Below are 19407 nucleotides of genomic sequence, written 5' to 3'. Positions count from 1 at the left end.
AGTATTACGCGCGCCCAGGGGGATAGACCGCGCCGGCGCGAGGCAGAACAACGCAAGGCGGAGCAACGCGAGGCAGCAAGCGGATGTCCCGGCCGCGACCCTAGAACCGCGGACTGATCCCGAGACTGCGCCCGGCCAAACCGCGGGAGCGCGTCGCCAGCTTCGCAGCGACCGACTCAATCGCGACGGCCGCCGGATCGGACGGGTCGGCCAGCACGACGGGTGCACCGGTGTCGCCACCGGTCCGCAACGCCACGCTGAGCGGCACCTGCGCGAGCAGCGGCACCGGGCTGTCCTGGCCGGCCGAGAGTCGCCGGGCGACCTCCTCGCCGCCGCCTGAGCCGAACAGCTCGAGCACGGTCCCGTCGGCCTGCGCGAGGCCCGACATGTTCTCGATCACGCCATAAATGGTCTGACCGGTCTGCCGCGCCACGATTCCGCTGCGCTCCGCGACATCGGCCGCTGCGGCCTGCGGAGTCGTCACGACGAGTACGTCGGCGTGGGGGAGCAGCTGGCCGACCGAGATGGCGACGTCGCCGGTGCCGGGCGGCAGATCCAGCAACAGGATGTCCAGATCGCCGAAGTAGACATCCGTCAGAAACTGGGTGATCGTGCGGTGCAGCATCGGCCCGCGCCAGGCGACTGCCGCCGCGGCATCATCGATGAACATCCCGATCGAGATGACCTTCACATCGTGCGCGACTGGCGGCAGGATCATGTCGCCGACCTGCGTCGGCTTCACGGACAGACGCGAACCGCCCTCTGAGCTGTCGACGAGACCGAGCAGACCGGGGATGGAGAACCCGTAGACATCCGCGTCGATGATGCCGACGGCCAGGCCACGTTTCGCCAACGCGACGGCGAGGTTCGCGGTGATCGTCGACTTGCCGACACCGCCCTTGCCGCTGGTCACCGCGTAGACGCGGGTCAGCGAATCGGGCCCGAACGGGTTGCTGCGCACGGCTTTGTCGCCGCGCAGTTTCTCGGTGAGCGCCTGCCGTTGTTCGCGGGTCATCACCGACACCTCGACCGTGGCGTTGCCGGCGCCGGCCACGGACTCGGCGGCTTTCAGCACATCCGATTCGATGCGTGTCGCCGCCGGGCACCCGGCAATCGTCAAACGGATGCCGACGGTCACCTGCCCGGCGGCATCCTCGCTCACGCCGGCCACCATATCGAGATCGGTGATCGGTTTGCGGATCTCCGGATCGATGACGCCGGCCAGTGCGGCCAGCACGCGCTCATTAAGCACTCGTCGAACGCTCGGTCAGAGCAGCGGCTGCAGCGGCAGAAGTAGTAGTAGTCGCGGCGGTCGATTCGTCGGCCTCGGCCAGCGCCTCCTGGTCGCGCTCGTCGAGGTGCTCGATCAGGCTGCGGAGTTCGGCACGAATGAAGTCTTTCGACGCCATGTCCTTGATCGCGAGCCGCAGGGCAACGACTTCGCGGGCGAGGTACTCGGTGTCGGCGAGGTTGCGCTCGGCGCGCTGACGGTCCTGCTCGATCTGCACGCGGTCACGGTCATCCTGCCGGTTCTGCGCGAGCAGGATCATCGGGGCCGCGTAGGACGCCTGCAGCGAGAGCATCAAGGTCAGCGCGATGAAGCCGAGCGCGATCGAGTCGAAGCGCAGCTGCTCGGGTGCCAGGGTGTTCCACAGCATCCAACCGACGGCGAAAACCGTCAGCCCGACGAGAAACCAGGGAGTGCCCATGCCGCGGGCGATCGACTCGGTGAAACGACCGAACCGGTCGCTGCCCGGTCCCCGGGTGGGAAAAGTGCTCTGACGCAGCCCCTTGGGCGTGTCGAGGCGGATGTCTGACTTGTTAGCTCGTGCCACGTCGACTCCTCCTTCCGCCCGGAACTGGGCCCTTCGCGTCTTGTCCGCCCGGAAGCGGGATGCTGCCGGTGGCCAGCATCGTGCGTGCGGCAGCGCGACGTCTTACGTCGTCGTTGCCGTCCTGACTTCGCCAGTCATCCGGGAGCAGATAGTCGAGAACGTCATCAATTGTCACCACCCCGACGAGGCGATGGTTGTCGTCGACGACAGGCACGGACACTAAATCGTAGCTGGCCAGGATGCGTGACACCTCAGCGGCCGACGTGTCGGCGGTCACGGGCTCGAGGCCAGAGTCGAGCAACGTGCCGAGCCGTTCGTGCGGCGGGTAACGCAGCATCCGCTGAAAATGCACCATGCCGAGAAAGCGGCCGGTCGGCGCCTCGTACGGCGGCAGTGTGACGCAGATCGCGGCACCGAGCGCGGGAGCGAGGTCATGGCGACGGATGAGGGCGAGGCCTTCGGCGACCGTCGCGTCGGCCGAGACGATGATCGGCTCGGTGGTCATCAGGCCGCCGGCGGTGTCGGGGGCGTAGGAGAGCAGAAAACGCACGTCTTCTGCCTCTTCGGGCTCCATCAGGTCGAGCAACTGCTCGCCGCGGCCTTCGGGCAGCTGCGCGATCAAGTCGGCGGCATCGTCGGGCTGCATGTGGTCGAGCACGTCAGCGGCACGGGCGTCACCGAGGGTGGCGAGGATGCCGACCTGGTCGGTTTCCGGCATCTCCTCGAGCACGTCGGCGAGGCGGTCATCGGAGAGCTCTCCGGCCACTTCGTACATGCGCTCTTCGGGCAGATCGAGCAGGGTGTTGGCGAGGTCGGCCGGCTTGAGATCGGAGTAGGTGGCGATGAGCTGCTCGGCCGACTGGGCTTCGCCCACGGTCGACTTCTCACGCACCTCGCCCCAGGTCGTGAACACCGTCGCACCCTTGGCGAACGGTGACGCACTGGTCTTGGGCCGGCGCACGAACAGCTGGCTGATCGCCCATTCGCCCTGGTCGGTCTCTTCAATCGCAACATCTTCGACCGTGGCGTCGCCGGAACCGTCGTTGAACAGCACCTTGCGACCGAGCATCTCGGCGATGACGCGCACTTCGCCGCCGCGCTGCTCGAACCGGCGCACATTGATCAGACCCGTGGTGATGATCTGGCCGCTGCCGATGCTCGTCACTCGGCCGATCGGCAAAAAGACGCGACGCTTGCCGGGGATCTCAACGATGAGGCCGACTACCCGGGGCGGGTCGCTTTTTCGGTACACGACAAGCACATCGCGCACCTTTCCGACCCGATCCCCAGCGGGGTCGAAAACGGTGCAACCGGCCAAGCGGGCGACGAAGACTCTGGAGGCACTCACAGTACAAATGTAGGCCACTCACCAGGGAACTCCGGCGGTCGTGAAAGAATGGCGACATGAGCAATATGAGTCAATTCGGCGCGCGACGTCCGCTCGTCTCTCCTGTCATGCCGACGGGAGAGGTCGTGGCCACCTATGTCACCTACGCGGAGGCGCAAGCCGCGGTCGACATCTTGGCGAAAGCTGACTTTCCGGTGCGTCAGCTGTCGATCGTCGGCAACGACCTGAAAACGGTCGAGAGCGTCACCGGCAAGTTGAGCTACGGCCGGGTGGCGCTCGGCGGCGCGGCCTCCGGCGCCTGGCTCGGAATCTTCTTCGGCCTGCTCTTCTTCATCTTCTCTCCGACGGGTTCGAGTCTGCCCTTCGTCTTTGCTGCCGTGCTGATCGGTGCCGGTTTCGGCATGCTGTTCGGCCTGGTCAGCTACGCGCTGAATCGCCGTCGACGCGACTTCACCTCGACGATGCAGGTCATCGCCACGAACTATCAGGTGATCGTTGACCACGCTCTGGTGAACAAGGCGCGCAACATGCTCTCGGGGCAGGGTGTCGCCGAGAGCGAAACCCTTGATGTGCCGCATCCGTCCGACCCGCCGCGCGCCTATGTGGCACCGACCTATCAGCCAGGCGCCTATGGGGAGTCGCTGCCGCCGGCGACGTCTGCCGACGACGTGACGGATGACGCAACTCCGGGGCCTGACGCAGCCGACGCCGGGGCCGACGCGCCGGAGCAGTCGGCACAGCCGGGTCAGACCGGACCGACGCAGGGTCCCGCCGCGTAGGCACCGCAGCGTAGGCACCGCAGCGTAGGGACCGCCGCGCAGAAACATCCGCGTGGTCACCGCCGGACGGCCTGACCCGCGACGCCACAATCGCCGCCGCTCCCGAGAATCGCCGTTGCAACGGCGACTCTCGGTCGTGGCGGCGATCCTCGAGCGATTGCTACTTCGTGAGCGTCGCGATCCACGCCTCGACGTCCGACGACGTGCGCGGGATTGCGGCCGACAGGTTCTCGGCGCCATCCGCGGTGATCAGGATGTCGTCCTCGATCCGCACGCCGATGCCGCGGTACTCGGCCGGAACCGTGAGGTCGTCGGGCTGGAAGTAGAGACCGGGCTCGATGGTGAAGACCATGCCTGGCTCGATCACGCCGTCCATGTACATGTCGCGACGCGCCTGAGCGCAGTCGTGCACGTCGAGGCCGAGGTGGTGGCTGGTGCCGTGCACCATGTAGCGGCGGTGGTGGCCGTTGCTGGGCTCCAGGGCTTCTTCGGCCGTGACCGGCAGCATGCCCCACTCGGCGGTGCGACGGGCGATGACGTCCATCGCCGCGGCGTGCACCTCACGGAACACGGCACCCGGACGAGCCGCGGCGAACGCGGCATCCGCGGCTTCGCAGACCGCGTCGTAGACCCGGCGCTGCACCGCGGTGAACGTGCCGTTGACCGGCAGCGTGCGGGTGATGTCGGCCGTGTAGTAGCTGTCGAGCTCGACACCGGCGTCGATCAGAATCACGTCGCCGGGGCTCACCGGTCCGTCGTTGCGGGTCCAGTGCAAGATGCAGGCGTGCGAGCCGGAGGCCGCGATCGTGTCGTAGCCGACGGTGTTGCCGTCGGCGCGGGCACGCGTGTTGAAGACGCCCTCGACCAGGCGCTCACCGCGCTGGTGGGTGCTGGAACGCGGCAGGTCACGGATGACGTCGTCGAAGCCCCGCGCGGTCGCCGCGACGGCGAGACGCATCTGTTCGATCTCGTAGGCATCCTTGACCAGGCGCAGCTCCGACACATCGCGGGCCAGCTGGTCGTCAGGTTCGTGCTCGCCGTTGATCTCCACGCTGAAGGGGCTGTCAGAGGCGTTGTTGCTCAGCACACGTTCTGCGGCGAAACGTAGACGCGCCTCGTCGACCTTGAGAGTGAGTGACGGGTCGGCTTCGCGGATGACGAGGGTCGAGCTGTCGACGGCGGTGAAGACCGCGGTCAGGTCGGCGATGCCGCGCACCTCGAGGCCGAGGTCGCTGGCGACCTGGGCGATCGACGGACGGGGTCCGATCCAGAACTCGCCGATCTCCGCGTTCGCGTAGAACTCGTCGGAGTCGCGGCCGGCGCGCTCACGGAAGTAGAGCGTTGCGGTGTGACCCATGTCGGCGGGCTCGAGCACCAGCACGGCACCGGGTTCGGAGTCGCTGCCCCAACCGGTGAGGTGCGCGAAGCCGGAGTGGGCGCGGAACGCGTAGTCGGTGTCGTTCGAGCGCTGCTTGAGGCGCCCGGCCGGAATGATCAGACGGACTCCCGGGTAGAGCGCCGAGAGCTTGGCACGGCGCGTTGCCGCGAACGAAGCCTGTTCCCGTGCCGACGGCAGAACGTCAGTGCGTTCGGCCCATCCGGTGGAGATGAAGTTCTTGAACCCGTCGGAGCTCGGGGTAGTCGAACGGTTCTCGTTCGAGCGCGGGGCGGGGGAGATTCCGGTGTCGGTGCTATCAGCCATGCGCCCATTCTTTCACCGCCAGCCCGGCTCGTGCTGTGTGCAGGGAGGGGAGCCGGCGGCGCGTCGAGCTTCCGGCCGGAATCTGCGCCGCACGGGCGGTGCGCCGGGGCCGCCGTGCGGCCGGTCGACCCCAGTAACATAGGGGAATGAACGCTGAGAGACGATTTGTGGGTCCGATCGACCTGCACACGCACTCGCGCGTTTCCGATGGAACCGAAACCCCCGGTGAGCTCATCCGTGCCGCCCACGCGGCGGGTCTGGGCACCGTCGCCCTCACCGACCACGACTCGACGACCGGCTGGTCCGAGGCATCCGCCGCCGCGCGCGAGGTCGCCATCACGCTCATTCCCGGTATGGAATTCAGCACACGCCAGGGCTATGCCAGCGTGCACCTTCTGGCCTACTTGTTTGACCCGACGGATGCCGGCATCATCGGCGAGACCGCGCGCATCCGTGAAGCGCGGCACACCCGAGCCGAGGCGATGGTCGCGCGCATCGGCGCCGACTATGCGCTGACCTGGGACGACGTGCTCGCCCAGACGACGCCGGGAACAACCATCGGCCGCCCGCACATCGCCGATGCGCTCGTTGCGCGCGGCGTGGTGCCCACGCGCAGTGACGCTTTTGAGGGAATCCTGCACTGGCGGGCCGGCTACTACCAGCCGCACTACGCGCCTGACCCGTTGCACGCGGTGCAGCTGGTGCGGGCGGCCGGGGGAGTGCCGGTGCTGGCGCATCCGGCCACCCGGGGTGTGGGCGACCTGATGGACGAGGCACGTCTGGCCGAACTCGTCGAGGCAGGCCTCTTCGGCCTGGAGCTGGACCACCGCGAGAACAAGCCGGAGGCGAAGGCGCGGTTGGCTGTGCTGGCTGCCCGGCACGGCCTGTTCGTCACCGGTTCGAGCGACTATCACGGTGCGGGCAAGCCGAACCGTCTGGGCGAGAACACGACGGCTCCGGAGGTGCTGGACGCGATCATCGCGCAGGGCGCCGGTTCGGCGCCGATCTTCGCCTGATCGGCGCTGACACTCCGCCGCCCCGCACCCTCCCGTTCGACGGAGATTTCTGAGAATCGGGCCGGTTTTGCCCCGATTCTGTCTGATTTCGCACGAATCTCCGTCGAATGGGCGACCGACAACGGCTTCACGACAGATAGCCGGACGACTGCATGCCCAACGAAAACGGCCCGCCGCATCCGAAGATGCAACGGGCCGTTCGTGTCGCAAGGACTAGACCTGCGGGGGAGTCTCTGAGTGGTGACGCACGCGGCGACGCGGGGCGCTGTTGCCGTCGCGGTGCTCAATGCCGCCACCGTCGTGGGTGCCGGCGGCCGAGACGGCCTCGGGCGCTGCCGGGTTGGTCACACGGCTGACGCGGTTGCGCGTGCGGGTGCGACCCTCGCGGATCTCCGGCTGGTCGGCCGAGGTCGGCTGGATCGTACGGTTCGCCTCGGTGCGGGGCTCAGTGCGGGTGGTCTCGGTGCGCGGGGCATCCGAGCGTCCGCCGGAACGGCCGCCGCGTGAGGAGCGTGAACGGCTGGAGCCGGTGCGCTCGCCCTCGACCGCGGTGCCTTCGGCGCGAGCGCCTTCGGTACGCGCGCCCTCGGTGCGCGGTGCGCCGGAGCGACCAGAGCCCGAGCCACCGCGGCCTGAGCCACCGCGTCCGGAATCGCTACGTCCTGAATCACTGCGACCGGAATCGCTGCGACCGCCACGACCCGAATCCGAGCGACCGGGGCCGCTGCCGGCCACGACCTCCTTGATCGGGGTCGCACGCAGGCGACCCTTGGAGCCGGCCGGAATGTTCAGGTCGGTGAAGAGGTGCGGCGACGACGAGTACGTCTCGGTCGGCTCCGGCTGACCGAACTCGAGCGCGCGGTTGATGAGCGCCCACTTGTGCAGGTCGTCCCAGTCGACGAACGTCACGGCGATGCCGGTCTTGCCGGCACGTCCGGTGCGGCCGACGCGGTGCAGGTAAGCCTTGTCGTCTTCGGGGATGGTGTGGTTGATCACGTGGGTGACGTCGTTGACGTCGATGCCGCGGGCTGCGACATCCGTGGCGATCAGGATGTCTTTCTTGCCGGCCTTGAACGCGGCCATGGCGCGTTCGCGCTGTTCCTGGTTCAGGTCGCCGTGCACGGCCGCAGCATTGAAGCCACGGTCGTTGAGTTCTTCGACGAGCTTGGCTGCGGCACGCTTGGTGCGCGTGAAGATCACGGTCTTGCCGCGGCCCTCGGCCATCAGAATGCGGCCGATCACTTCGTCTTTGTCCATGTTGTGCGCACGGTACACGAGGTGCTCGATGTTCGCCTGCGTGAGGCCCTCATCGGGGTCGGTCGCACGGATGTGGATCGGCTTGGTCATGAAGCGGCGCGCGAGGGCGACGATCGGGCCGGGCATCGTGGCCGAGAACAGCATGGTGTGGCGGCCGGCCGGGGTCTGAGCGAAGAGCTTCTCAATGTCGGCGAGGAAGCCGAGGTCGAGCATCTTGTCGGCCTCATCGAGCACCATTTCGCGCACGTTCTTGAGGTCGAGCAGACGCTGGCTGGCGAGGTCGAGCAGACGGCCCGGGGTACCGACGACGATCTGCGCGCCGGCCTTGAGCTGTTCGACCTGACCTTCGTAGGCCTTGCCTCCGTAAATGGAGACGATCTTGGTGTCGCGGTTCTTGGCGGCGAGCTCGAGGTCTTCGCTCACCTGAACACACAGTTCACGGGTCGGCACGACGATGAGCGCCTGCACGCCGGGTTCGGGGTTCAGACCGAGGCGCTGGATCAGCGGGAGGCCGAAGCCGAAGGTCTTACCGGTTCCGGTCTTGGCCTGGCCGATGATGTCCTGGCCGGCGAGAGCAAGCGGAATGGTCTGGGTCTGGATGGGGAACGGCTCAACGATGCCTTTGTCGGCGAGAGCGTCGACCATGTCCTGGTCAATATTAAGTTCGGAGAAAGTCACGAATGTATGCCTGTCTTTACTGAAGAAGAGGGTTGCGCCCGTCTTCTGTTTCAGGCGCATGATCACCGATCCGATGCCGGGGATGTGAGGCCAGCTTACCGAACGGGCCTGGCAATCTCCGTGAAGCGCCTCCTCTTTCTGTATGGGGGCCCTGCGAAGACGCCGTTCGCGTCACGAAGATCGCCGCGGCCCGCTCGCTGTGACGCTCTAAGCTGGGCACGTGGTCTCATGGTTTGGTCGACGCGCGAAGCGCCTGGAGATCCCGCGCCTGACGGGCCGCGGGGAGTCCCTACCGACGATGAAAGTCGATCTCGGAGAGCTCGTCCCGCCGCTGCCACAGTTTCTTGGTCAGGCCGCATACATGGAGCTCGGCGTCTTCGAAAGCCTGGCCCAGGCTGCGACGGCCGCACCCACGGTGACCGTCAAAGGACAACTGAGCCGTTCGGCCGGGCTCGCCCTCGCCAAGCATGAAGCACTCGTCGGCGAGCTGCGCCGCCACGGCTCGGATCCGGCCGAGGCGATGGCTCCCTTCGCCGCGGAACTCGACGCTTTTCGACGGATGCGAGCCGGCGCGACCTGGCCGGAATCGTTGATCGGCTGCTACCTGACCACGGGCCTTCTCGACGATTTCTTTGCGGCCCTGGCCGTCGGTCTGCCGGGCGACACCCGCTCGCGCGTGGTGAAGCTCATTGAGCAGGATGCCGGTTTCGCGGTGGTCGTGACCGAGGTCACCCGAGCAATCGCTGTTGACCCGAAACTCGCGTCGTCGTTGGCGCTGTGGGGTCGACGTCTGGTCGGCGACACTCTGCTCGTCGCGCGGTCGGCTTTGCATGTCTCCGGTGACCTCTCCCGCGACGAGTCACGGATCGAGCCGGTCTTCACCGAGATCATCGCCGCGCACACCCGCCGAATGGACGAGCTCGGCCTGACGGCGTAGCCGCTCAGACACGCTCAGACGCGCTCGCTTACCTCGCGCTCCGCAGCAACGCGAGCCTGCTGTGCAGTCGCTCGGCATCGCGCGGTCCGGCCGCGCCGGAGATCTCACTGCGTGAACTGTCACTGATGACGTGGAGCGTCACATCCCGATCGACGAGCACGTCGATGATGTGGGCGAATCGCTGGCGCGCCTGCGGCGTCGCGGTATGAAGCGGGGGGAGTCCTTCGATGACCCAGGTGTGGAACTCTCTCGACCAGATCAGATAGTCGAGGATCGACGTGTCGCCCTCGCAGAGGTCGTCGAAGTGAAACCAGACGAGACCGGCGTCTGCCCGGCGTGCGGTGAAATGGTGCCCGTTCGTCGACAGCACGGTCCCTTCGGCCGCGGTCGGACGTCGGAGGTCGCCGGGGGAGAGTTCATCGAGTTCGGCCTCTGAAACCCAGAAGCCGCTGACGAACCCGGACTCGCGCGGAGTACGAGCGGGAACATCGGTGCGACGGTAGTCGAGCGTGCCGCCGAGTTCGACGGTGTCGAGGTGCGCCCCGATGAGGGCAATCGCCGGTTCGGCCAGCGAATGAAACTCGCGGCTCGGCAGAAGCTCGTCCGGCGCGCTGTTCGACGTGGCGATGAGCAGGATGCCGCGGTCGAACACGGCCTGCAGCACCCGGCCGAGCATCACGGCGTCGGCGGGATCGTGCAGATGAACCTCGTCGAGGTAGAGCAGCTCGAGGTCGCCCAGCATCTCGGCGAGAGCGAGCTCGATGGCATCCGGACGGTCGGCGGAATCCGAGCCGGTGGAATCCGAGCCGGCGGACCGGGCCCGCCAGATGGCCTGGTGCAGATCGTGCAGCAGATCGTGCACATGGATGCGGAGCTTGGCCGTGGTCGGCGCTCCGGCAAAGAAGGCATCGCAGAGCCAGGTCTTGCCGCGCCCGACTGAGCCGTGCACGTAGAGCCCGCGCCGGGCATCCGCGTTTTCGGGGTCAGCCGTCAACGACGAGAGCACCTCGTCGAGCCGGTCGACGAGGTGCTGCTGGTCCGGATCCAGGGCGCGGCCTGTTGCCAGGGTCGTCACCGACACGGTGCGATCATGAACACGGTGAAGTCATCCACACGGTGCGATCAGGATGTGCGCGGTGCGCCCGACCTCATCAGCGTGTGCAGCAGAGCAGTGTCGCCCTGCTGACGCTGACGGGTCAGCAGCAGGTCAACGCCCACCGTCACTGCGGCAGTGATGGCGAACGTCACCCACCAGATCCAGCCGCCGTCCCACTTCATGCCGAGCCAGGTCAAAGCGACCCAGACGACCGAGGCGAGTCCGGTGGCGAATGCGGGAATCAGCACAGCACCCTGTGTCGCGCGGCCCGGAAGGGAATAGCGCACGATCAAACCGATCAGGGCCCCGCCCAGCGCGACGAAGAGCAGTTCCATCGAAATGCCTAAGCGACGAAACCGACGCGGCGCGACTCTTCTGAGCCGAGTTCCACGTACGCGAGACCGACGGACGGAACGACGTAGATGCGGCCCTTGTCGTCGGAGAGCTTCAGATATCCCGCGGGGTCAGCGAGCGCTGCAGCAACGGCTGCCTCGATGTCCGCTGCCGGCTGCGATGTTTCGAAGTTGATCTCACGGGGAGTGTTGAAGATGCCAATGCGGATGTCCACTAGATGCGCCTTTCGTTGCCTACCCGCTCAGATTACGACAGAACCGCACAGGTGCCGCACAGCGTTCACTGTCGGCGCAACCGGCTACCGTTGAAAACGTGAGCAGAATCGGACCCGAGGCAGCGACAGAACTCCCCGTCGACAGTGCGACCGATCCTGTGCTGACCCCTGTGCTGACCCCAGTGCTGACCCCAGTGCTCGCGCCTGTACGTGACCCAGCGCTCGACCCGTCCCAGGCAGCGGTTCTCGGCCTGCCCGACGGCATCTCAGGCGCCGTGATCGGAGCCCCCGGCAGCGGAAAGTCGACGACCCTCATCGAGGTTGTCGCCGATCGGGTGCTTCGCCGCGGCTATTCGCCGAGCGAGGTACTGGTGTTGGTGCCGACGCGGTCGGGCGCCGCAATGCTGCGCGACACGCTGGCCCTCCGATTGGGGGTTCCTACTCAGGGCCCGCTCGCGCGCACTGCGAACTCTGTCGCATTTCAGATCGTGCGCGATTCCGTCTCCCGCTCCGGTGGGGTGAGCCCGACTCTGCTCACCGGTGGCGAGCAAGACCAGATCATCGCCGAATTGTTGCAGGGTCACCTCGACGAGAAGACCGGGCCGGCCTGGCCGACGACGCTCGGCCCCGAGGTCCGACGGCTGCGTGGTTTTCGCACGGAGCTGCGCGACCTGATGATGCGCGCCGTCGAGTACGGTGTGTCGCCCGAGCGTTTGTCCGACTGGGGGCGGCAGACGAACCGGCCAGAGTGGAGCGCCGCCGCCGAGTTCATCCGCGGCTATGAAGAGGTGAAAGACCAGACACGGCCCGGGCAATACGATTCCACCGAACTCGCGCAATTCGCCACCGCCCTGGTGCACGACGCTCCAGCGGGCACGGCCGGGCAGTCGACGCTCGGCGCCTTGGCCGGCCTGCGCCTGATCATCCTCGACGACGCTCAAGAAGCCACGCAGGCCACCCTCGCGTTACTGACCCAGTTCGCGGCTCGCGGCGTCGCGATTCTGGCCGTCGGCGACCCCGACCTCTCGACCGGTTCGTTCCGTGGCGCGCATCCGGATGCCCTCGGCCGGCTGGGTTCCTACCTCGGCCGTCCAGACGTTCAGACTTTCACCCTCGGCTCTGTCTACCGGCATGGGGGCGCAGTGCGCGCCGTGGTGCGGGAGGCCACGAGCCGGATCGGCACCGCCGCCGCCGGTACGCAGCGTGCCGCGACCGTGGCGCGCGCGGATGGCGCGGATGGCGCGGAGGCGGGTGCGGCGACAGAGTTGGAATCCGATTCCTCGGCCCCGACCGACCTCGTGCAGACGGTCGTGGTGACGAACCCCGCCGAACAGCTCGCCGTCATCGCCCGGCGCTTGCGCGAGCGGCACCTTCTCGGCCGGGTGCCGTGGGGGCAGATGGCGGTCATCGTGCGCACCGGATCACTGGTTCCGGCGCTCTCGAAGGGCCTCGCCTCGCTGGAGGTTCCCACCCAGGTCGCCAGCGCGCAAACCGCGCTTCGCGACGAAGCGGCTGTGGGCGCCTTCATCCTCGCGCTCGAAGTGACACTGGGCCGTAAGACCCTCGATGCCGAGGCCGCGACGGCGCTGCTCAGCGGCCCGCTCGGCGGACTCGACCCGATCACACTGCGCCGCCTCCGGGCCGCACTGCGGCAGCACGAGCTCGCCGGCGACGGAGCCCGCAGCGCCGACGAACTGCTCGTCGAGGCACTCCAGGTGGCCGACGCCTTGGCCACGATAGACAACCGCACCGCCCGCAAAGCCACGGCGTTCGGTGCAAGTCTGCGCGCCGCATCCGCCGAATTCGAGGCCGGCGCGACCATCGAGGAACTGCTCTGGGGGCTCTGGCAACGCAGCCGTCTCGCCGATATCTGGTTCGAACAATCGGCCGGCACCGGCATCGTCGCCGATGAAGCCAACCGCAACCTCGACGCCGTCGTCGCGCTGTTCTCCGCCGCTCAGCGCTTCGTCGAGCGCACTCCGCATGCCCCACCCGTGCTTTTTCTCGAACACCTCGTCGACACCGATGTGCCGGAAGACACCCTTGCGCCGCGCGCCCAGAACGACGCGGTCATCGTCGCAACCCCGAGCGCGGTGATCGGGCGCGAGTTCGATCTCGTCGTGCTCGCCGGCGTGCAAGAGAACGTCTGGCCCGACTTACGGGTGCGCGGCTCGCTGCTCGGCGCCGGCGACCTCGCCGCGGTCGCCAGCCACCAAGATCTCGACGCGGCCGATGCGCGCACCGGTGTGCTGCACGACGAGCTGCGGATGTTCGCTCAGGCGACCTCACGAGCCCGCCACGAGGTTCTGGTCACGGCGATCGCGAATGAAGACAATCAGCCGTCGGTGTTTCTGCGTCTGCTTCCCGAGCCAGACAGCAGCCCGGAGACCCTCGGTCGTTACCCGCTGTCGCTGCGCGGCATGGTGGGACGGCTGCGCCGCGACCTCACCACCGCGGTCGGTCCGCGCGTGAGCGACGACCAGATCACCAGCCGCCGGGCCAACGATGCAGCCGCCACCCTCGCCCGCCTCGCTCGCGAGAGCGTCGCCGGTGCGCATCCCGACGAGTGGTACGGCTTGAAGACGCAGAGCACCCTGCGCCCGCTCAACGACCCAGAACCGCGAAGCGACGCGCAGGGCAACGAGCAGTCCGGTGACGACCCGGTGCGGGTTTCCCCGTCGAAGATGGCCTCATTCGAGGCGTGCCCGCTGCACTGGCTGATCGGCCAGGTCGGCGGTGGCGGCAGCAACACCGCGGCGAACCTCGGCACGATCATTCACACGGTGATGGAGCGGGCGACGGATGTGACCCCAGAGGCCCTCTGGACGGGGGTGAATGAGCGCTGGGACGAGCTCGTTTTCGACGCCGAATGGCAATCCCGGGTAGCGAAGCTCGAGGCTCGGGCGTTGACCGATCGGCTTGCCTCCTACCTGGCCGATTTCGATCGCGACGGCGGAACGCTGCTGAGCGCCGAGGGTAAGTTCACCCTCGATGTCGACGGAGCCATCCTGTCGGGCACCGTTGACCGGGTCGAGCAGCTCAGCGACGGCCGGGCCGTCATCGTCGACCTGAAGACCGGAAAGGGCGACCCGATCAACGACGCCGGCGTGGCCGAGCATCCGCAACTCGGCGCCTACCAACTCGCCTTCCAGGAAGGCGCCATCGCCGGGATTCCCGACGGAACCGACCTCGCCGGTGCCCGCTTGGTCATCGTCTCCTCGGGAACGCAGAAGAAGAACTACCGCAACCCGACTCAGCAACCGTTCACTCCCGAGGAGCTCGACGCCTTTCGCACGCGGGTGAAGAACGACGCGGTCGGGATGGGCGGCGCGGTCTTCGTCGCCGAGATCGCCTCGCACTGCCTCGACCCGTGGTCGTTCGGGTCATGCCGTCTCCACATCATCAAGCAGGTCAGCTCATGAGTCACGCCCCGAACCCCGCCCAGAATCTCGCAGCCCAGACGCCGCCGAACTCCGCCCCGCAAATCTCTGCCCTACAGATCGCCGAAGCGCTCGGGATGTTCCCGCCGACCACCGAACAGCAGGCGGTCATCGAAGCCCCCCTCGCCCCGACGCTCGTCGTGGCCGGGGCCGGAAGCGGCAAGACCGAGACCATGGCGAACCGGGTGCTCTGGCTGCTGGCCAACGGGCACGCCCGTCCCGACCAGATCCTCGGCCTCACTTTCACCCGCAAGGCCGCCGGCGAGCTCGCCCAGCGCATCAACGGGCGCATCGAACAACTTGATGCAGCCGGGTTGTTGCCGAGCCGTCAGCCGAGCGCCGAGGAATCAAGCGTCGAGATATCAGGCGCTGCCGTGTCCGTCGAGGGCGCCCGCGACGCCTCCGACTTGTTCAATACCCCCACGGTCTCCACCTACAACTCCTTTGCCAGTCGCCTGTTCAGCGACAATGCGCTCCTGCTCGGCCGCGAGCCGGAGTCGGTGCTGCTCACCGAGACATCCGCTTGGCTGCTGGCGCGCAGCGTCGTGATTCAGCACGGCGATGACCGCCTCGTTCCGTTCGGCAAGAAACTCGACGCGGTGACGGATGCCGTGCTGCAGTTCAGCCGGGTGCTCGCCGAGAACCCGCCCCCGTTTGTGCCAGGCGAGCCGCAGCAGCCGCACGATCTGGCCGGCTTGGCCGACAGTTTCGGCTATTTGGCCGACCTTCCGTACGGCTCCACCCGCAAGACGAAACCCTACGACTCCGTCATCGAGTCGTTGGCCGCCGTCGCACCGTTGCCGATCCTGGCCGAACTGGCCGACCTGTACCAGGCCGAGAAGCGCCGGCAGGGGCTGATCGAGTTCTCCGACCAGGTCTCGCTCGCCCTCCAGGTGTGCCAGCGGGTCGATCGGGTCGTCGCCGGCTACCGCGACCAGTTCCGCATCGTGCTGCTCGATGAGTATCAAGACACTTCTGTGCTGCAGACCGAGCTGCTGAGCACCCTGTTCGCCCACCACCCGGTGATGGCCGTCGGCGACCCGCATCAGTCGATCTACGGCTGGCGCGGCGCCAGCTCCGCGAACCTGCTGGGCTTCTCACAGGATTTCGCGGGGCGTGCGAACCGTGACGCCCCGACCATGTCCTTGTCGTACACCTGGCGCAACCCGTCGTCTGTGCTGGATGTCGCGAACGCGCTCGTCTCGCCGCTGTCCGAGGCCCTGCGGGCCAAGCCCAACGGCATCCAGGTCGACACGCTCAAGGTGCCGGCCGGAAAAGAAGCGGGCCGCGTCGAAGCGGCACTGACCGAGACCCTCGCCGAGGAGGCGGCGCTCGTCGCCCGCTGGTTCGCCGAACGGATCACCGTCGGTGGGGGTAAGACCGGAGCGATGCTGTTCCGGGCCCGCCGCGAGATGGAACTGTTCGCCGACGTGCTGCGCGCCCACGGGGTGCGTGCCCACGTGTTGGGGCTCGGCGGGCTGCTCTCCACCCCCGAAGTGGCGGATGTCGTCAGCGTGCTCCGGGTCGTGCACGACCCGGCGTCGGGAAGCGAACTGATCAGGCTATTGACCGGCGGCCGTTGGCGGATCGGGCCGCGCGACCTGCAGGCGCTGTCCGGGGTGGCGAGTTGGCTCGCCTCCCACGACTGGGCGCAGCAGGCGCTCAGCGACGAGCTCAAGGCCAAGCTGCGGGCGTCGGTCGCCGATGAGGAGACCAGTTCGCTGGTCGACGCCCTCGACTTCGTGGCCACCGCATCAGAGTCGCACAGCCAGCTCGCCGGGTTCAGCGAAGACGGACGCGAACGCTTGCGCGCCGCCGGTCGTCAACTGGCCTGGTTCCGCTCGCGGGCCGGGTTGCCCCTTCTCGATTTCGTGAGGCTGATCGAGCAGGAGATTCTTCTCGACGTCGAGCTGGTCGCCAACGAGACTTTCGGGCTCGGCCTGGCCAACCTCTATGCGTTCCACGACTGCATCTCGGCATTTCTCGACAGCGACGAGCACGGCACGCTCGGCAGTTTTCTGCGCTGGCTCGGCCGGGCCGAGCGCCAGGACGACATGGGTCCCCGCGGCGAGGCAGCAGAGGCCGACGCGGTGCAACTGCTCACCATTCACGGTTCGAAGGGGCTGGAATGGGACTACGTCGCAATTCCGAACCTGGCCGAAAAGAGCCTCCCGGCCGCGGCCAGAGACGGCGCAGGCTGGCTGCGCTTCGGTGAGCTGCCCTACCCGATGCGCGGCGACCGCGACGAGTTGCCCGAGCTGCGCTGGACCCTGCACGACACCCAGCTGTCGTTCGACGCGGAGTTCAAGCAGTACAAGACCGCGCTCACCGAGCGGCATGAAGCCGAGGAGCGCCGCCTGATCTATGTGGCCACGACGCGGGCTCAGCAGGAGCTTCTGCTCACCGGTGCGTTCTGGGCGAACGGAACCACCCAGCGCACGGCAAGCCGCTACCTCGTCGAACTCGTCGAGGCCGGATTGATCCCAGAGCTGCCGGCCGTGAGCAGCTTCGAGGAGAAACCGGAGAGCACCGAGTCCGGAACCGACGCGTGGCCGTTCGACCCGCTCGGCACACGTCGTGTCGTGGTCGAAACCGCCGCCGGGTTCGTCACTCGGGCCCTCGAGTCGCCCGTCGACGCCGACACCGTCTGGTCCCGCGATGTCACCCTCTTGCTTGAAGAGCGGGCGCTCCGCTTGGCCGGGAGCGCGACGGTCCCGCTGCCGACGCGCATCCCCGCGTCACGGTTCAAGGATTACGTTGACGACCCGGCCGCTGTGGCGGCAGGGCTTCGACGCCCGATGCCCGAACGGCCATACCGGGCGACCCGGCTGGGCACCCTGTTCCATTCCTGGGTCGAAACACGCTCGGGTGGCGGGGCCTCCGCCGATCTGATCGACGTCGGGTTCGGCGAGTGTGACCTTGATTTCGATCTGATCGCCGAGGGAGCGGAGGATGGCACGGAATCGACGGGCACGGAGTCGACGGGCACGGACGCAACCGGACCAGCGTCGACGGGCACCGACGCCACCCAACCGCTGCCGACCGGCGACACCACTGCGACCGAGCTCGCCCGACTACAGGCGACATTCGAGCGGTCGCCGTGGGGGACCCTGCGACCCGAAGAAGTCGAGATCGAGATTCACCACGTGCTGGCCGGCCAGGTGTTCATCTGCAAGCTCGACGCGGTTTATCGCACCGCGACGGGCTACCAGGTGGTCGACTGGAAGACCGGAAAGGCGCCGAAGAACGCCGCAGACCTCGAACTCAAGCAGACGCAGCTGGCCCTGTACCGTCTGGCCTACGCGAGCTGGAAGGGGATCGATCCCGATCTCGTCGACGCCGTCTTCTACTTCGTCGCCGACGACACCGTGATTGCTCCCGTTCGGCTTTACTCCGAGGAAGACCTCGTCGAAGCCTGGGCATCGGTGGAGCGAGCGGTCAGCTCTTCAATGTCTTCGAAGGAGTAGGCGACGGTCGCATTCGGGTCGCCTTCACCGTCAAGTTCGGCGAACGGGTCTGAACGGTCTCGTTCTCCGGATTCGTCGTCAGCAGTGCCCGATGCGCTCTCTGAACCCGACGAGTGAGTCGAATCGGCCCCCTCGCGCGCCTCCGCGGAATCAGCATCGGCCGACTCCTCGAACGGGTCACGCAGTGAAGCGAACTCGGAACGGTCGAAACTGTCGGTGAGCATCGCCGAGCCGTGCGGCGACGCACCTGCGTCCCGACCGAGCGAGCCGTGCGGCGTCGCGTCGAGAAGGGTCTCGACGTCCGCGACATCGAGAACCGGGCCGGTGTCGGTCGAGAGCGATTCCATCGTGTTGCTGTGAACCGTTTCGACCAGGCCATCGAGCATGACGACGGCATCGTCGACGATCTCCTGGTTGCGGGTGTCTGAGCCGTGGAGCAACCAGCGGGCCAGCTCGAGCTCGGCATAGAGCAGCGCACGCTGGGTCAGGCGGGGGTCGCCGCCCTGACGGGCGGCGAGGTACGAGGCCACCGCGGTCTCGGCGGCTTCGCCGCGGGCGGCGAGCAGCCAATTCAGGTCGCGGGCGGGGTCACCGACGCTGAGCGCCGACCAGCCGAGAATGCCGGAGACGGCATCGTCGACGATGAGGAAGGACTCGTCGCTCAGCGAACCGTGAACCACAGTGGGCGCGAACTGCCAGAGCGAGTCGTCGTCGGTGGCCTGTTCCCAACGGCGCAGCAGCGCAGCGGGCAGGTAGCCGGTCTCTGCCGCACGGTCGATCAGGGCGATCGTGCTGGTGCGGCAGTCGAGGGCGGTCTGCTGGGGAAGGCCGGCGTCGGTGATGAAGGCGGTCGGCAGTCCGTGGATGGCGGCGATCGAGCGACCGATGGAGCCCGAGACTCCGACGTGGCCGGTCAGGGCATCCGTCTCAAAGGAATCGCCGGGCAGCAGTTCGTAGAGAACCGCGCGGGTCGGTCCGGCCGGCGCTTGGCCGACGAACTCGGGCACGTCGAACGGCAGCCTGCTGCGATTGCCGACGGTGAGGGCGCGCAGCGCCACCAGGTCGGCCGACTGCTCGGTCTCGGCTGCCTGCGAACGGGGAACCCGAATGATGAGCTCTCGTCCGTCGCGGTCGATGATGAGCGCTGAGTCGAAAAGTCCGTGGGCGCGCTGGCTGTGCGCGCGAGCCTGGGCGACGTCGAGCCCAGGCAGAGCGGAGGTGGCCAACGCGGCTAGAGTGAGATGGGATCTGGCCATGCCTTCTAGGTTAGGTCGAGTTGCGTTC

At 67.4% G+C, this 19407-nt stretch carries 14 protein-coding genes; 5 read left to right on the top strand and 9 right to left on the bottom strand.

Features of this window, described 5'->3' with window-relative positions; translation table 11 throughout:
- Nucleotides 1-100: 100 nt before the first annotated feature.
- Genes AB4Y63_RS13345 through AB4Y63_RS13335 form a run of 3 tightly spaced genes read right to left on the bottom strand, consistent with a single transcriptional unit; the run spans nucleotide 101 to nucleotide 3183 of the window.
- Entirely contained in the window at nucleotides 101-1252 is a 1152-nt protein-coding gene (locus AB4Y63_RS13345) for an Mrp/NBP35 family ATP-binding protein (RefSeq protein ID WP_441791544.1), read from the bottom strand.
- The gene (locus AB4Y63_RS13340; protein WP_441791543.1) at nucleotides 1245-1835 is read right to left on the bottom strand and encodes a DUF1003 domain-containing protein; all 591 of its coding nucleotides are present in this window, start codon (nucleotides 1833-1835) and stop codon (nucleotides 1245-1247) included. The genes AB4Y63_RS13345 and AB4Y63_RS13340 overlap by 8 nt, the downstream gene beginning before the upstream one ends.
- On the bottom strand, nucleotides 1822-3183 hold the full coding sequence (locus AB4Y63_RS13335; RefSeq protein WP_441791542.1) for a magnesium transporter MgtE N-terminal domain-containing protein: 1362 nt from the start codon (nucleotides 3181-3183) through the stop codon (nucleotides 1822-1824). Before AB4Y63_RS13335 ends, AB4Y63_RS13340 begins: the two co-directional genes overlap by 14 nt.
- Nucleotides 3184-3239: 56 nt before the next feature.
- On the opposite strand from AB4Y63_RS13335, the gene AB4Y63_RS13330 reads away from it, so the two are divergent.
- Nucleotides 3240-3962, top strand: coding sequence for a general stress protein (locus tag AB4Y63_RS13330; protein ID WP_441791541.1), 723 nt, complete (start codon nucleotides 3240-3242; stop codon nucleotides 3960-3962).
- A 160-nt stretch (nucleotides 3963-4122) separates the two neighbouring features.
- Here AB4Y63_RS13330 and AB4Y63_RS13325 read toward each other — a convergent pair whose 3' ends face one another.
- Nucleotides 4123-5664, bottom strand: a complete 1542-nt coding sequence (locus AB4Y63_RS13325; RefSeq protein ID WP_441791540.1) for an aminopeptidase P family protein — start codon at nucleotides 5662-5664, stop codon at nucleotides 4123-4125.
- Nucleotides 5665-5810: 146 nt separating this feature from the next.
- Here AB4Y63_RS13325 and AB4Y63_RS13320 point away from each other — a divergent pair, with 146 nt between their 5' ends.
- Nucleotides 5811-6680: a PHP domain-containing protein gene (locus AB4Y63_RS13320; protein WP_441791539.1), complete on the top strand. Its 870-nt coding sequence runs from the start codon at nucleotides 5811-5813 to the stop codon at nucleotides 6678-6680.
- Between the two features lie 213 nt (nucleotides 6681-6893).
- Here AB4Y63_RS13320 and AB4Y63_RS13315 read toward each other — a convergent pair whose 3' ends face one another.
- A complete protein-coding gene (locus AB4Y63_RS13315; RefSeq protein WP_441791538.1) occupies nucleotides 6894-8615 on the bottom strand; it encodes a DEAD/DEAH box helicase in 1722 nt (573 codons plus the stop codon).
- A 220-nt stretch (nucleotides 8616-8835) separates the two neighbouring features.
- Here AB4Y63_RS13315 and AB4Y63_RS13310 point away from each other — a divergent pair, with 220 nt between their 5' ends.
- A complete protein-coding gene (locus AB4Y63_RS13310) occupies nucleotides 8836-9552 on the top strand; it encodes a ferritin-like fold-containing protein (protein WP_441791537.1) in 717 nt (238 codons plus the stop codon).
- A 28-nt stretch (nucleotides 9553-9580) separates the two neighbouring features.
- On the opposite strand, the gene zapE is transcribed toward AB4Y63_RS13310, so the two are convergent.
- Genes zapE through AB4Y63_RS13295 form a run of 3 tightly spaced genes read right to left on the bottom strand, consistent with a single transcriptional unit; the run spans nucleotide 9581 to nucleotide 11216 of the window.
- Nucleotides 9581-10633, bottom strand: a complete 1053-nt coding sequence (zapE, locus tag AB4Y63_RS13305; RefSeq protein ID WP_441791536.1) for a cell division protein ZapE — start codon at nucleotides 10631-10633, stop codon at nucleotides 9581-9583.
- Nucleotides 10634-10674: 41 nt separating this feature from the next.
- Nucleotides 10675-10983: a hypothetical protein gene (locus tag AB4Y63_RS13300; RefSeq protein ID WP_441791535.1), complete on the bottom strand. Its 309-nt coding sequence runs from the start codon at nucleotides 10981-10983 to the stop codon at nucleotides 10675-10677.
- Nucleotides 10984-10991: 8 nt separating this feature from the next.
- Complete coding sequence (locus AB4Y63_RS13295; protein ID WP_441791534.1) at nucleotides 10992-11216, bottom strand: DUF3107 domain-containing protein; 225 nt, start codon at nucleotides 11214-11216, stop codon at nucleotides 10992-10994.
- A 98-nt stretch (nucleotides 11217-11314) separates the two neighbouring features.
- On the opposite strand from AB4Y63_RS13295, the gene AB4Y63_RS13290 reads away from it, so the two are divergent.
- Together AB4Y63_RS13290 and AB4Y63_RS13285 are read left to right on the top strand one after the other, a co-directional pair.
- Entirely contained in the window at nucleotides 11315-14638 is a 3324-nt protein-coding gene (locus tag AB4Y63_RS13290) for an ATP-dependent helicase (protein WP_441791533.1), read from the top strand.
- Nucleotides 14635-18123, top strand: a complete 3489-nt coding sequence (locus AB4Y63_RS13285) for a UvrD-helicase domain-containing protein (RefSeq protein WP_441791532.1) — start codon at nucleotides 14635-14637, stop codon at nucleotides 18121-18123. The genes AB4Y63_RS13290 and AB4Y63_RS13285 overlap by 4 nt, the downstream gene beginning before the upstream one ends.
- Here AB4Y63_RS13285 and AB4Y63_RS13280 read toward each other — a convergent pair.
- Nucleotides 18045-19379, bottom strand: a complete 1335-nt coding sequence (locus AB4Y63_RS13280) for a phosphotransferase (protein WP_441791531.1) — start codon at nucleotides 19377-19379, stop codon at nucleotides 18045-18047. The two genes, AB4Y63_RS13285 and AB4Y63_RS13280, sit on opposite strands and share 79 nt — an antisense overlap.
- Nucleotides 19380-19407 lie beyond the last annotated feature (28 nt).

It is taken from the genome of Leifsonia sp. YAF41, assembly GCF_052113185.1.
In the GTDB taxonomy this organism is placed as follows: Bacteria; Actinomycetota; Actinomycetes; order Actinomycetales; family Microbacteriaceae; genus Cryobacterium.
Note: the sequence above shows the minus strand (reverse complement) of the source record. Positions and strands in the feature narration are given on the sequence as shown.

Excerpts from the sequence above, each read along its gene's own strand:
- AB4Y63_RS13330 (WP_441791541.1), top strand. The coding sequence starts at position 3,240 with ATGAGCAATATGAGTCAATTCGGCGCGCGACGTCCGCTCGTCTCTCCT.
- AB4Y63_RS13325 (WP_441791540.1), bottom strand. The coding sequence starts at position 5,664 with ATGGCTGATAGCACCGACACCGGAATCTCCCCCGCCCCGCGCTCGAAC.
- AB4Y63_RS13320 (WP_441791539.1), top strand. The coding sequence starts at position 5,811 with ATGAACGCTGAGAGACGATTTGTGGGTCCGATCGACCTGCACACGCAC.
- AB4Y63_RS13300 (WP_441791535.1), bottom strand. The coding sequence starts at position 10,983 with ATGGAACTGCTCTTCGTCGCGCTGGGCGGGGCCCTGATCGGTTTGATC.
- AB4Y63_RS13285 (WP_441791532.1), top strand. The coding sequence starts at position 14,635 with ATGAGTCACGCCCCGAACCCCGCCCAGAATCTCGCAGCCCAGACGCCG.
- AB4Y63_RS13280 (WP_441791531.1), bottom strand. The coding sequence starts at position 19,379 with ATGGCCAGATCCCATCTCACTCTAGCCGCGTTGGCCACCTCCGCTCTG.